Here is a 13,671-nt window from a genome sequence, read left to right as displayed (position 1 = left end):
GACAATCCTGGCCGGTGCGGGGGCTCAGCTCCAGCGGAGCCCGGCGGGCCAGCGGAGTTGGACGCCGCGCCGGACGAGAAGCGCCTGGTACTCGTCGAGCAGCGCGGTGTCGGCGTGCACGGCGTGCGGCTCGGTGCCGCGGTCGAGGCAGAACGCCGCCAGGGCGCCGGCGGCCTCGCCGATCGACCACTCGACGGGGTGGAGCCGGTAACAACCGTTGGTGATCTGGGTCGTTCCGATGTTCTTGGCGGCGGGCAGCAGGTTCCGCACCCGCCGTGGCAGCAGCGCGCCGAGCGGGATCTCGAACGGCTGCGGCCGGTCGCCCGGGTGACGGCCGCTGACGGTGGAGGCGTGCCGGTCGATCCAGAAGTAGTGGCCCACGCCCACGCTGTCGGGGTAGGTCGCGGCGCCCCGGTCGCCGCGTATCCGCAGTGAGACCTCCTGCTCGGTGATCGTCTTCTTCGCCAGGACACGGCGGGACTCGCGGATGTAGGGGTGCATGGCGTAGCCGTCCTCGGTGCCGGCGACATCAGCCCGCAGCCGCAGGCCGGGCCAGCCGGTGCCGCCGTCGGGCCTGGGCGCCTCCGTCTGGAGCCAGTACAGCACCGACCTGCTCAGCTCCTTGGCCTGCCGCCAGTGGTCGGCCGCGTCCTGGACGCCGAAGAGCGGCCCGCCGGCGTAGTCGTTCATGGGCCAGTTCACGACGGTGATGTCGCTGCGGTAGAAGTCGGGGCGGAACTGCCGGCGGGCGGCGATCCTGCGGTAGGTCCACAGGTCGGGGGTGGTGCCCATGTTGCGGTGGTCGGGGTCCACGGCGGACGGGTCGTCGTCGGGGTTGGGCGACATCCGCCACACCAGCCGGGGCCGGCCCTCGGCGTCAAGGCCGTCCTCCCAGCCCAGCATCAGCTTGTGGTCCATCTGGTGCGGGCGCCAGTCACGGAACCGCGCGTAGTCGTCCGGCCGGTCGATGGTGTGGTCCTCGCCGTCGAGGTGGTCGACCGCGAAGCACCAGGTGACGCACTGCATGTCGGTGGGGTCGGCGGTCTCGGCCGCGCTCGGCTCGCCCGTCATCTCCCGGGACTCGCGCCCGGATACGTGCTCGACGCCGCCGAGCGCCAGCACGTCGCCCAGCTCGGTCGCGTCGAGCACATACGGCGCGGTGATGTCGGTGGCCGTGCCGTCGGCGGACACCACCCGCACGCCCGTGACGCGGTCGCCGTCGGACTCGACCTGCTCGGGTGTCGTCTCCCGCAGCACGGTGAGGTGGCCGGAGACCACATACGGCAGGAGCAGTTCGTCGATGAGCGCCACGGCGACGCGGGGGTCCGTGCTGATCGGGCTGACCCAGGCGGCGCCCGGGTTGAGGTGCGGGGCGGCGCGCGCGGTGTCGGTGAGCGGGAACCGGTCGCGGTAGATGCCGCGCAGGCCGTCGCGGAAGGTCCGGTAGGAGCGGTTGGCGCCGTCCTTCTCGATGAACAGGTGCTCGTCGGTGGGGACGAGTTGGCTGGTGAGCTGTCCGCCGAGCCAGCGCGTCGATTCGGTGATCACCACCCGGCGTCCCGCCTGGAGAGCGGCCAGGGCGGCGGAAACACCGCCCAGTCCTCCGCCGAGAATGGCGACGTCTGCCCGGATCTCCACGTGCATCACCCTTCGTTTTGTTTCATTTGGCTTCGTTCGGATTCATTGGCGTTCGGCTTCACTGACACCGGTCGGACAACCGTGCGCACCGCCTCTCACGGAAGGGGTGACATCGCGGCTGCCGAATGCTATAACAGCAACATTCAAGCAGCAACGTGCTATAAAAGCGACACTTTGGCGCCAACTCCCGTTCCCTGACTGGACGGGCCCCGCAGCGAGACGCCATCTGGAGCGCCGCAGTCAAGGAGGACCGCACGCATGAAGCCCCTAGTCCGCATACGGACGCCCAGAGCCGTCGCCGCCGCGACGACGCTGGCGGTCGCGTTCACCCTCACCTCCTGTTCCGGCAGCGACGAGGGGTCGTCCGCCGACGGGCCTGTCCAGCTCCGGATGACGACCTGGAGCGGCAACGAGGAGCACCAGGCCGTCCTTCAGGAGATCGCCGACGCCTATGTCGAGGCCCATCCCGACCGGGTCAGCGGCGTGGAGTTCGACGCGATCACCGACGGCACCTATGTGAGCGCCGTCACCACGCAGATCGCGGGCGGCGACGCCCCCGACCTCATGTGGATCACCGAGTCCTACGCCGAGGAGTTCGTCTCCAGCGGCGTGCTGACCGACCTCGGCCCCGTGTTCGCCGGGACCGAGGGCTATGACGTCGAAGACCTCGTGCCGTCCGCGACCGAGCTGTGGCGGGACGGCGAGGCGCTCTACGCCTACCCGTTCTCCACCAGCCCGTTCGGCGTCTATGTCAACGCCGATCTGCTCGCCGCGGCAGGACAGCCGGACCCGCGCGAGCTGATCGCCGGCGGCGGGTGGACCTGGGACCGCCTCGCCGAGGTCGCGTCCGCGACTGCCGAGGGTGAGGGAGTCGCCGGCATCCAGCTGAGCGTCGACGACCCGTACGCGCTGCCCAACGGCGCCATCACGCCGCTCGGTCTGGCCTGGGGGGCCAGGCCCTGGAGCGAGGACGGCACGACATGCGCGTACACCAGCCCGGAGAGCGTCGCCTTCTTCGAGTGGTACCACGCGCAGGTCTACGACCACCGCGCGTTCCCCGCGGTCGGTGAGACGGTCGACTTCGCCTCCGGCCAGGCGGCCTTCCGCATCGGCCAGTTGAGCCTGTCCGCCGGGCTCGGCGACGCCTTCGAGTGGGACTTCGTGCCGCTGCCCGAAGGGCCGGCCGGCACCGTCCCGGTGATGGGCCAGGCCGGGATCGGCGTCCTCGCCAACGGCGACCACCCCGAAGTGGCGGCCGACTTCCTCGCTTACTTCACCAACCCGGAGAACGCGGCGAAGCTCGCGCGGTTCTTCCCCCCGCCGCGCGAGTCGCTGCTCACCGTCGAGACGCTGCGGGCGGCGGCGCCGACGCTCACCGAGGAGCAACTCCAGGAGACCCTGATCGACCCGGCGCGCACGGCGACGACCAAGGTCGGCCACCCACGTCTGAGCGCGATGGCCGACACCATCCGGGCGTCGATGGACTCCCTGTGGTCCCCGGAAGCGGACGTCGAGGCGGTCCTGGCCGACGTCTGCTCGTCGATCGAGCCCTCACTCGGCGAATGAGGAGGCGTGACACGCCCGGGACGGCCGGGGCAGGACCGCGTCGGTCCGCCTCCCGCCGGCTGGCGCGGAACGACGCGGCGGTCGGCCTGGCGTTCGTGGCGCCGGCGGTCGTCGGGGTGATCGGGCTCGGGCTCGTGCCGTTCGGGTATGTCGTCTGGTACGCGTTCCATCAGTGGAACCCGCTGCTGGGCGAGTTCAGCTGGATCGGGCTCGACAACTTCGACCGGCTGCTCGGCGACGACGTCGTCTGGGGGGCGCTGCTGACGACCCTCACCTTCACGGCGCTGTTGATGGTGCTGAACATCAGCCTCGCGCTGCTCCTGGCCGTGCTCCTGAACCAACGGCTGCGCGGCATCACAACGTTCCGCGCGCTGTTCTTCTCGCCGGTGATCGTGTCGGCGGTGGCCTGGGTGCTGATCTGGGGCTATCTCGTCGCGGACAACGGCGGCGTCAACGGCGCGCTGGCGCTGGTCGGGATCGACGGGCCGAACTGGCTGCGCGACCCGGACTGGGCGCTGATCACCGTCGTCGTCATCCAGGTCTTCAAGGGCGTCGGGATGAACATGATCCTCTTCCTCGCCGCGCTCCAGGGCGTGCCGGGCGAGCTGAGGGAGGCGGCCCGACTCGACGGCGCCGGCGTCTGGCGCACCTTCCGATCCGTGACGCTGCCGCTCATCACGCCGACGATTCTGCTCGTCTCGATCATCACCATGATCGCGGCGATGGACGTGTTCGTCCCCATCCAGGTCCTCACCTCGGGCGGCCCGGGTCGGGAGACGACGGTCATCTCCTATCTCCTCTACCAGACGGCCTTCCGGCAGAACGACTTCGGCTACGCGGCCGCGATCGGCGTGCTGCTGTTCGCCGTCACCCTGGCCCTCACGATGGTGCAGTGGAAGTGGCGTCGCAGGTGGGTGCACGATGAGGTCTGAAAAGGTCGTACCCCGCCGCCGGGGCCGCGCCCCCTGGAGCGCGGTCGCGTCGAAGGCGACGCTCTACCTGCTGCTGACCGTCCTGTCGATTCCGTTCGTCTACCCGACGGTCTGGATGGTCCTCGCCGCGTTCAAGCCCTCGCACGAGATCTTCGCCACCCCGCCGACGCTCCTGCCGAAGGAGTGGACACTGGACGGGGTCTCGAAGATCTTCACAGCCACCCCGTTCGCGCGGCAGTACGTCAACTCGCTGTATATCGCGGTCATCGTGACGGCCGTGTCCATCGTGGTGTGCGCGCTGGCCGGCTACGCGTTCGCACGCATCCGCTTCCCGTTCCGCAACGGCCTGTTCCTCGTGCTGGTCTCGGCGCTGATGGTCCCGGGTGAGGTCACCATCATCCCGATCTTCCGCTGGGTCTCCGAACTCGGCTGGATGGACACCCACTGGCCGCTGATCATCGTGCCGATCTTCGGTCCGCAGTGCGTGGTGGGGGTCTTCATCTTCCGGCAGTTCTTCCTCTCCCTCCCCGTGGAGTTGGAGGAGGCCGCCCGGCTCGACGGACTCGGCCGGCTCGGGATCTTCGCGCGCATCGCGTTCCCCCTCGCCGGCCCGGCGATCGCCGCCGTCGCGATCATGAAGTTCCTCAACTCGTTCAACATGTACTTCGAACCGCTCATCTTCCTGCGCAGTGAGGAACGGTTCACCGTCGGACTCGGCCTCACCCAGTTCCAGGACGTCTATGGCGAGCCGATGTACAGCACGCAGATCGGCGCCACCGCGCTCACCGTCATTCCCATTCTCATCGTGTTCCTGTTCGCACAGCGTCAGTTCGTAGAAGGACTCGCCCGTACCGGCGTCAAGGGCTGAAGCGCCTCCGCGCTCCTCACGAGACTCATTCGAGGTCAAAGATGACTCACGAACACCGCCTACCCGTCCCCCCGCTTGTGACCCGCCGCACCCTGCTGCTCGGAGCCGGCGCCACGGCGCTGGCCGCGACCGTGCCCCTGGTGAACGCGCCCCCGGCGCACGCCGCCCTGGCCACCGTCCCCCCGCTGCCCGCCGAACCCGACCGCTCGCTGTTCGCGCCGCACGAGCAGATCTTCGCCGGCTATCTGAAGATCCTCGCGCCGATGGCGAACGACATCGTCACCGACGGCTCCGAGCGGCACGGCTGGATGGCCGGCGGCTGGTGGCGCACGCCGAGCGAGCCGTTCAACGCCCGCGTCATGGAACATGTCGCGACCCTCGCGTGGTTCCTCGCCAACGACCGGCCCTGGAACCCGTATTACGGGAACGCCGCCCTGCGGGCGCGGCTTGAGGCCGCCGTCGACTACTACCTGGGTCTCCAGCACGCCGACGGGTCGTTCCCCGAGTACTCGGCGACCGAACACGGCCTCGCGCCCACCGGCTTCGGCACCGTGGCGCTGGCCCGGGCCCTCGTGGAGATGCGCGACGCCGGCACCGAGCACGCCCGGCGGGTGCGGATGCGCGAGGCGATCGCCGCGTCGTCGGCCTGGCTGCTGGACACCTCCCACTCGGCGCCGTGGAGCGACCCGATCGGCTACGCCAACCAGACGGCCGCCGGGCTGGCCGGCGCGGCCGCCGCCGCCGAGGCGCTTGAGGACGCCGCGCTGCTGGCGACCGTGCGCGAGCGCGTCGTGCTGCTCGGCCAGCGCGGGCAGTCGCCGGGCGGCTGGTTCTACGAGGCCAGGGGGTTCGACTCCGGGTACAACGCCAACGTCCAACTGCCCGACCTGGGCGAGCTGCACGACAGGATCGGCGGCACCGCACTGGAGTCGCAGGTCGGCCAATGGGTCGACTTCTTCCAGTACACGACCGTGCGCGAGCCGGGCGCCGGCGGCTTCATCCGGATGGCGGCCGCCTCCTCGCGCACCGTCTCCGGCACACCGCTGCTCGACACGACGCCCGACACCTCGGACAGCCGGGCGTTCGCCAGCCGGTTCCTGGACACGCAGCCCAAGCTCGCCGCGTTCCTCACCTCCCGCGAGGAGCGCACCGCCGAGCGGGCAGCCTGGGCGGCGGCCACGGCGCCCGTGCCGGCCAGGGCGAAGCAGGACACCTCGCCCCGGCTGTGGATGCACATCTCCCGCGCACCCCAGGGGCCGACCCAGGCGCAGAAGGACGCCGCCTTCGGCCTGCTCTCGCACCTGCGGTCCGCGCGCTGGACCCGGCTGCGGTCAACTCCCGTGCTGGACACGCGCTTCGTGTTCGTGCGCCGGCCCCGCTACTACGCGGGGGCGCTCTTCGGCCAGCGGGCCAGCGCCCGGGTCAGCCACGGCCTCCAACTGCTGTGGCATCCGGCGATGGGCACCCTCGCGGTGGGACTCAACAACGGCGCCGGCGACGAGTTCTGGGCGACCGTGCTCGACACGGGCGACGACGACGCCCGGCAGTCGACGACGGCGGCCAGCCTCACGCCGACGTTCCTGACCACGGCCGAGGCGACGATTCCCGACGCCGAGGTCGACGCGATCAGCGGCGACTTCCGCATCCGGCAGACCGCCTCGCACGTCGATGTGGTGACCACCACGACGTTCACCGACACCGGGCTTTGCCGCGCGGTCACCGCCGGTGGCGCCGCGACCGAGATGGTCCCGCTCGTCCTCCAGCCCGACGACGCGCTGGCGTTCGCCGGGAGCGGCACGCCGGTCGTCTACAACACCGAGGCGAGCGCGAACGCGACCGGGTTCACGATCACCCGGGCCGGCGTGACCGCGACGTTCTCCTGGGGCACGGCGCGCTCGACGACGCTCACGCCGACCAGCCGCACCTTCTTCGCCGACGGGGCCAGGCGCCAGCACGTGCTCCGGGTGGCCCACCCGGGGACGCTCACCGTCGCCGTCGATTTCTCCGGATGACCCGTTCGGTGCTATAACAGCGACGTGTTGCCAGCCCAGCCCAACCGGTCCCTGATGGACGGAATCGCCTGCCTCCAGGCCCTGGTCAGCAGCGAGCGCCCGCTGGGCACCCGCGAGCTGGCGAGGCTCCTGGGGCTGGAGCCGACCCGCGTCAACCGCCTCCTGCGCACCCTGGCGGCGATGCGGCTCGCCGAGCAGGTGGAGGGCCGCAAGTACCGGCCGGGCACCGGCATCCATGTGCTGGCGGCACAGAGCCTGCACGGTTCGGGGCTGATCGACCGGGCCCTGCGCCACCTGCGCGGCCTGCACGACTTCGGCCACGCGGTCGCGCTCGGCGTGCTCTGGCGCGACCAGGTCAGCTACCTCTACCACGTCGGCACCCGCGATCCCGAGGCCCATATGCTCCAGGGCACCTCATGGCCGGCCGCCTCCTCGGGCCTCGGGATCGCCCTGCTCGCGCACGAGCCCGACGAGCAGGTGCGCGAGGTGTACGCCCCCACCGACGACTCGCTGTTCCAACTGAGTTCCCCGCGCCCCCCGTTGGACGGGGCGGACGGCCTCCTCGCCACCCTGAGGCGCACCCGCGAGCAGGGCTACGCGCTCATCGGGACCGAGCCGGGAATGAGCACCGTCGCCGTCACCATCGGCCACCCGCCGTACGCCGCGCTCGGCATCTCGGGAGCGCTGACCGACGACGAGGTCCCGGCCCTGCTCGCGGCGTTGAGGAGCGCGGCCAAGGAGATCGACGGAGGCGCCGAACGGAACGGTGGACAGCCGTGACCCGTTCCGTGGGGGGCCTCCCCCGATCCGGCCATCGGCGAGGGAACCACAGGTCAGGGGCTTGAAGGCGTGGTCTCCTGGGTTACCGTGCGAGCCCTTCAGGACACCCCGTCAGACCTGTTCCGACCCCCGGTTTCTCGCCGGCCGACGGCCCTCACCCGCGCCGGGTAAACGATCGCCGCGATCGCCGCGATCTCCGCGATACGGGCGTCGCTGGGCGTCACCGGGGAGTCGACTGACGACGGCGAACTGAACGTCCCGGTGGTCTGACAGCACGCCATCCATCGGGTGTGCCCCCAGGGACATCACCGCGTGTGGTCTCCGCCGAGATCGGCCGCCGACACTCCCGCCGATACCGGACGTCCTCTGCACGGGCCCGATTCAGCAGCGCCTGCGCCACGTCAGATGGGCTCGGCCGCGCGCCTTGATCGCGTGAGCCCACCCACGGCCCGCTTCCACGAGGGCTCCCGAAGGCGCTCCACCTCCTTCATTGAATCGTTTTTGTCCGACCTCTTGTCACGAAATCCCTGGAGTGCCATGGTGTGCTCTGACAAAGTCGAACTGCCTTCTACATTGTAGAAGCGAAGGATCAGCGAGGATCATGGCTGTCGAAGAGGACAGGTCCGAACCCACCGGGGGCACCCGGGCCGGGGCGGTCAGGAGCCCGATTCAGACCATCGACCGGGTGACGGCGCTGCTGGAGTGCCTGGCCGGCGCCGGCCCCGCAGGGATAGGGCTGTCCCAAGCGACCGACGCGGTCGGCCTGCGAGCCTCCACCGGACGCACGCTGCTCTCGGCCCTGGTGATGCACGGCCTCGTCGCGCAGATCGAGTCCACCCGCCGCTATGTGCTCGGCCCCCGGTTCTTCGAGCTGAACCGCACCTACACGCTCCAGAACGACCTGGGAGCTGTCGCCGCCCCCGTGCTGCGGGACCTGTGGGAGACCAGCCGCGAGACCGTGCAGCTCGCCACGCTCCAGCACGGTCGACGGGTGGACGTCAGCGTGCTGGTCGGCCCCCAGCTGCTGAACGTCAACCCGACGACGATGCGTTCGGCCCCCGAGCCCGTCGGGCCGTTGATCCACACCGCCGCCGGGAAGGTGCTGCTGGCCGGGCTCCCGGACATCGAGCGGGATCGGCTGCTGTCCTCCGGCCACGCCGAGTTCGATCGGGCAGGGGTGTTGGGCGAGTTGGCGGCGGTGGCCCGGGACGGGTACGCCACCAACCACGACGAGGAGGTCGCCGGGGTCTGCGGGATCGCCGCCCCGGTGCGCGACCACAACGGGCGGGTCGTCGCCGCGCTGTGCCTTGGCTATCCGTCGGCCCGTCGCACGCCGGAGCACGAGCGCCGGCTGCGGGAGGCGACGATCGCCTCGGCCGCCGAGCTGTCCCGGCTGGTGGGCGCGCCCACGGGCGCCGACCGTGGGGAGGCCCCAGGTGCGTGAGGAGTTGGACGTGCTGGTCGTCGGCGGCGGCCCGGCCGGGATCTGTGCCGCGATCCAGTCGGCCACGCTCGGCGCACGCACCGGGCTGGTCGAGAAGAACGGCGCGCTGGGCGGCACGACGACCGTCGCCGGAGTCGCGCTGCCCGGACTCTTCCACGCCTGGGGACAACAGATCATCACGGGCGTCGGCTGGCGGCTGGTGCGCGAGGCGGTGACGGTCGGCGGGACGAAGCTGCCCGACTTCTCCCGCTGGGATCTGCCGCACTACCGGCTTCAGGTCCCGGTGAGCGCGCCGGTCTACGCCGCCCTCGCGGACCGCGCGGTGCTCGGGTCGGGCGCCGAGCTGCTGCTGCACACCATGGTGGCCGCCGTCTCCTGGACCGGGTCGCGGTGGCGGGTGGTGCTCTGCGGCAAGGAGGGGCTGCGCGAGATCAGCGCGGCCCGCGTCGTGGACTGCACCGGCGACGCCGACGTGGTGGCGTTGGCCGGCCTGCCGAGATCGCGCAATCCGGAGCGGCAGCCCGGCACGTTGATGGTGCGGTTCGGCGGCTACGACCACCGCTCCCTGGACGGGATAGACCTCGACGCGCTCGACCTGGCCTATGACGCCGCGCTCGTGGACGGCACGCTGCGCGCCGACGACTTCCAGTCCGCCTCCCGCCCGCTGCGGAAGCTGCTGCGCCACCGGGGCGAGAACGCGATTCATGTCACGGGGGTGGACGGCGGCACGAGTCGCACCAGGACCGAGGCCGAACTCGCAGGGCGCCGCGCGCTGTTGCGGATCTTCCGGTTCCTGCGGGCGCAGCCGGGGCTGGAGCGGCTGTCCATCGAGTCCTGGGCGGTGGAGACCGGCATCCGGGAGACTTACACCATCGACGGCGTCGAACGGGTGACCGTCGACGACTACCGGACCGGCCGGCTGTGGGACGACGCCGTCTCCTACAGCTTCTACCCCATCGACGTGCACCGTTCCGACGGCGACGGGATCGACATCCGTCCCCTCGACTACGGCGTGCTGCCCACCATCCCGCTGGGCGCGATGGTGCCCAGGGACGCGCCGGGATCGCTGTTGGTCGCCGGCCGTGCGGTCTCCGGTGACCAGGAGGCGAACTCGGCCTACCGCGTACAGGCGTCCTGCATGGCGATGGGGCAGGCGGCCGGGACGGTCGCCGCACTGTCGGTGCGGGACGGCACCGCCGTACGGGACGTGCCCCTCCCCACGATCCACCGCACGCTGCGCGACACCGGCGCCACCGTCCCCGGCGACGTCACCGTCCCCCCGCCACCCCCAGGACCAGCAGGGCCCGCGCCCGGCGGTCCGTCCCAGGAACCCCCGGCCCCGCCGGTGAAGGAGGAAACATGAGCCCCAACCACATGGCCCGTCGGCACCGCCCGGCCCGGGCCGGGCTGGCGGCCGGGTTGACCACCCTGCTCGCCCTGTCCGGCTGCGGCTTCGTCAACACCGGTGACGGTGACGGCGATGCCGCGACGCTGACCACGTACACCAGCCCCGAGCAGAACACGGGACTGGCGGACCTGTACGCGGCGTACGAGGAGCAGGAGGGCGTGACCGTGGACGCCTCCCACGCGGCAGCCGAGGAGCTCAACCAGCAGCTGCGCGTCCAACTGACCTCCGGCACAGCGCCCGACATCATCCGGGTCTCGCCGGGGTACTCCAGCCCCGTCTCGGCCGGGGTGCTCGGCGAGGCGGACGAGCTGGCCGACCTGTCCGACTCCGAATGGGCGAGCCGACTCGACGAGTCCACGGGCGTGTTGGCGGGAGACGGGGAGCGCACCGTCGCCTACCCGGTCGGACGCAACGCGATCGTCGCCGCCTACAACAAGGAGGTGTTCGAGGAGCTGTCGCTGGAGGTCCCCACCACCTGGAGCGAGTTGCTCGCCGTCTGCGAGGAGCTTGAGGCCGCGGGGAAGACCCCGATCGCGGCCGGGCTCTCCGGAGGGGTCTACCTCCAGTTCTTCGTCTACGCACTGGCCGGCACCCTGGTCCACGCCGAGCAGCCGGACCTCGACGAGCGGATGCGCGCCGGCGAGACGAGCTTCGCCGACGAGGCGGCCTGGACCGAGGTCTTCGAGAAGCTGACCGAACTGAACGAGTACTTCACGCCCGACGCGCTCGGCGTCCCGGCCGACCAGGCGCAGCAGGCGCTGGCCAGGGGCGAGGCCGGGATGACCCTGCTGGTCTCGGCCGGACTGCCGCAGCTGTACGACTACGCGGCCGAGGGCTCGGACGCCTTCGAGGTGTTCGCCCTGCCGGCCAACGACGACCCCGACGCGACGGTGCTGCCCACCGCGCCCGACTTCCTCGCCGTGAACGCCGCCTCGCCCCGGGTGGACGAGGCGCGGACCTTCCTCGATTTCCTCGCCGAGCCGGAGAACATCGAGGCCTACGCCAACACTTTGGGCGTGCTGCCCGGCCTCGGCGAGACCGCCCAGGCGGCGGACTCGCCGCTGGCCCCGGTGCTGCCGCTGGTCGACGCGGGCCGCACCGCGCCCTACGCCAACTATCTGTGGCCCAACGGCGACACCCAGCAGACGCTGCTCCAGTCGGGGCAGCAGCTGCTCGCCGGGGAGATCGGCATTCCGGCGCTGCTGGACGAGTTGGACGAACAGTACGCGAAGGGGACCAGGTGACCGCGCCGCCCCTCCCCGCCCGCGCCGGCCGGCGGCGACGCGTCGGGGTGCGCGGGGCGCCCTGGCTGTTCGTGGTGCCGGCCCTGCTGGTCTACGGCGTCGTGGTGCTCTACCCGACGGCCGCCGGTGGACTGTACGCGTTCACCGACTGGACCGGCCGGGCCGGCGATGCGAACTTCGTCGGCCTGGACAACTTCCGCCGCCTGTTCAACACGGAGTCCGCGCGTTCCGCGCTGGTCAACACCCTGACGATCGCGGCGGCCTGCACCATCGTCCAGACCGCCGCCGGGCTCGGCCTGGCGCTGGCGCTGAACACCCGGCTACGCAGTCGGAACGTCCTGCGCACCCTGTTCTTCGCCTCGGCGCTGCTGCCGCCGGTGATCATCGGCTTTCTGTGGCAGTACGTGCTCACACCGACCGGCCCGCTGAACACGGCGCTGTCCGATGTGGGCCTCGGGGCGCTGCGCCAGAACTGGCTCGGGGACGGCTCGGTGGCCCTGTGGTCGGTGATCGGCGTGATCATCTGGCAGAACGCCGGACTGACGATGGTGATCTACCTCGCCGGGCTCCAGGGCATCCCACCCGAGGTGCACGAGGCCGCCGCCATCGACGGCGCCGGGCCGTGGCAGCGGTTCCGTTCCGTCACGCTGCCCCTGCTGCTGCCCGCGACGACGATCGCGCTTTCGCTCACGCTGATCGGGAGCCTCAAGCTGTTCGACCAGGTCTTCGCCATGACCGGCGGCGGGCCCGGCTACGCCACCGAGACGCTGTCGGTGGTGATGTACAAGGAGGCGTTCGTCTCGGGCGAGTTCGGCTACAGCGCGGCGATCGCCCTGGTGCTTACCATGATCGTGTTCGCCTTCGCCATGATCCAGCTGCGGACGCTGCGCCGATTCGAGGTGGACTCATGAGCGGCGGACTTCTGGGCGGCGGACTTCTTGGCGCCCGACGCGGACGTGGACCGCGAGCGGTGCTGGGCGAGTTGGCCATGATCGCGGTCGGCGTGCTGTTCGCCTTCCCCTTCTACGTCTTCCTCAGCATCTCGCTCAAGACACCGGACGAGGTCGCCTCCGACCCGCTGGGCCCACCGTCCGGGCTGCATCTGGACAACTACACCACCGCCTGGCGCGAGGCGGAGTTGGGCCAGGCGCTGTTCAACTCGACCGTGGTCGCGGCGATCAGCGTGGCGCTGCTGATCGCGCTGGGCTCGCTGGCCGCGTACACCATCGCCCGGCGCGCCGGGCGGCTCAGTTACACGACCTATGTGCTGTTCCTGCTGGGCATCATGATTCCGCTCCAGCTGGGCATGGTGCCGCTCTACCAACTGATGCGGGACATCGACCTGCTCCAGACCTACACCTCGTTGATCATCTTCAACGTGGGCACCCAGCTGCCGATGACGGTGTTCCTCTACGCCGGCTTCACCCGGGCGCTGCCCCGCGAGTACGAGGAGGCGGCGTATGTGGACGGCGCCGGCACCCTGCGGACGTTCCTCGGGGTCGTCTTCCCGCTGCTGCGCCCCGTCACCGGCACTGTGGTGATCATCTCGTCGATCAACGTGTGGAACGAGTTCCTGACACCGCTGCTCTACGTCGGCGGCAGCTCCCAACAGACGCTCCCGGTGGCCATCTTCGCCTTCCGTGGCGAGTTCAGCACCAACTGGGGCGTGATCTTCGCCGGCATGGTCCTCGCGATTCTGCCGATCCTGCTCGTCTACTTCCTCCTCCAGAAGTCGATCATCAAGGGCTTCGCCTCCGGGCTCAAGGGCTGAAAGGACAC

The 13,671-nt window shown here is 70.7% G+C and carries 11 protein-coding genes; 10 read left to right on the top strand and 1 reads right to left on the bottom strand.

From position 1 onward, the window contains the following. Positions 1-24: 24 nt before the first annotated feature. Positions 25-1,632, bottom strand: coding sequence for an FAD-dependent oxidoreductase (locus AOM46_RS18045; RefSeq protein ID WP_062213729.1), 1,608 nt, complete (start codon positions 1,630-1,632; stop codon positions 25-27). A 264-nt stretch (positions 1,633-1,896) separates the two neighbouring features. On the opposite strand from AOM46_RS18045, the gene AOM46_RS18040 reads away from it, so the two are divergent. From AOM46_RS18040 to AOM46_RS17995, 10 genes are all read left to right on the top strand, one after another. Continuing rightward, positions 1,897-3,204 (top strand): sugar ABC transporter substrate-binding protein, encoded by a 1,308-nt coding sequence (locus tag AOM46_RS18040; protein ID WP_062213110.1) that lies wholly within the window; start codon positions 1,897-1,899, stop codon positions 3,202-3,204. Then, complete coding sequence (locus tag AOM46_RS18035) at positions 3,201-4,136, top strand: carbohydrate ABC transporter permease (protein WP_078856938.1); 936 nt, start codon at positions 3,201-3,203, stop codon at positions 4,134-4,136. Before AOM46_RS18040 ends, AOM46_RS18035 begins: the two co-directional genes overlap by 4 nt. Beyond that, positions 4,126-5,004: a carbohydrate ABC transporter permease gene (locus tag AOM46_RS18030; RefSeq protein WP_062213107.1), complete on the top strand. Its 879-nt coding sequence runs from the start codon at positions 4,126-4,128 to the stop codon at positions 5,002-5,004. Before AOM46_RS18035 ends, AOM46_RS18030 begins: the two co-directional genes overlap by 11 nt. A 41-nt stretch (positions 5,005-5,045) precedes the next feature. Further along, positions 5,046-7,016, top strand: a complete 1,971-nt coding sequence (locus tag AOM46_RS18025) for a hypothetical protein (RefSeq protein WP_067226328.1) — start codon at positions 5,046-5,048, stop codon at positions 7,014-7,016. A gap of 24 nt (positions 7,017-7,040) precedes the next feature. Then, positions 7,041-7,796 carry an IclR family transcriptional regulator gene (locus tag AOM46_RS18020; RefSeq protein ID WP_199823997.1) on the top strand — a complete coding sequence of 252 codons (756 nt, stop codon included), beginning with the start codon at positions 7,041-7,043 and terminating at the stop codon, positions 7,794-7,796. 601 nt (positions 7,797-8,397) lie between these two features. After that, positions 8,398-9,240, top strand: a complete 843-nt coding sequence (locus AOM46_RS18015) for an IclR family transcriptional regulator (protein WP_062213097.1) — start codon at positions 8,398-8,400, stop codon at positions 9,238-9,240. Further along, positions 9,233-10,603 (top strand): FAD-dependent oxidoreductase, encoded by a 1,371-nt coding sequence (locus AOM46_RS18010; protein ID WP_067226325.1) that lies wholly within the window; start codon positions 9,233-9,235, stop codon positions 10,601-10,603. The genes AOM46_RS18015 and AOM46_RS18010 overlap by 8 nt, the downstream gene beginning before the upstream one ends. Beyond that, positions 10,600-11,892 (top strand): ABC transporter substrate-binding protein, encoded by a 1,293-nt coding sequence (locus AOM46_RS18005; RefSeq protein ID WP_062213094.1) that lies wholly within the window; start codon positions 10,600-10,602, stop codon positions 11,890-11,892. The genes AOM46_RS18010 and AOM46_RS18005 overlap by 4 nt, the downstream gene beginning before the upstream one ends. Continuing rightward, positions 11,889-12,803 carry a carbohydrate ABC transporter permease gene (locus tag AOM46_RS18000; protein WP_062213091.1) on the top strand — a complete coding sequence of 305 codons (915 nt, stop codon included), beginning with the start codon at positions 11,889-11,891 and terminating at the stop codon, positions 12,801-12,803. Before AOM46_RS18005 ends, AOM46_RS18000 begins: the two co-directional genes overlap by 4 nt. Then, the gene (locus AOM46_RS17995; protein WP_078856937.1) at positions 12,800-13,663 is read left to right on the top strand and encodes a carbohydrate ABC transporter permease; all 864 of its coding nucleotides are present in this window, start codon (positions 12,800-12,802) and stop codon (positions 13,661-13,663) included. Before AOM46_RS18000 ends, AOM46_RS17995 begins: the two co-directional genes overlap by 4 nt. The last annotated feature ends 8 nt before the right edge of the window (positions 13,664-13,671 follow it).

It is taken from the genome of Streptomyces sp. NBRC 109706 (assembly GCF_000974485.1).
In the GTDB taxonomy this organism is placed as follows: Bacteria; Actinomycetota; Actinomycetes; order Streptomycetales; family Streptomycetaceae; genus Streptomyces.
The sequence above is the reverse complement of the archived record's forward strand: the minus strand, read 5'-3'. Positions and strand labels throughout refer to the sequence as shown.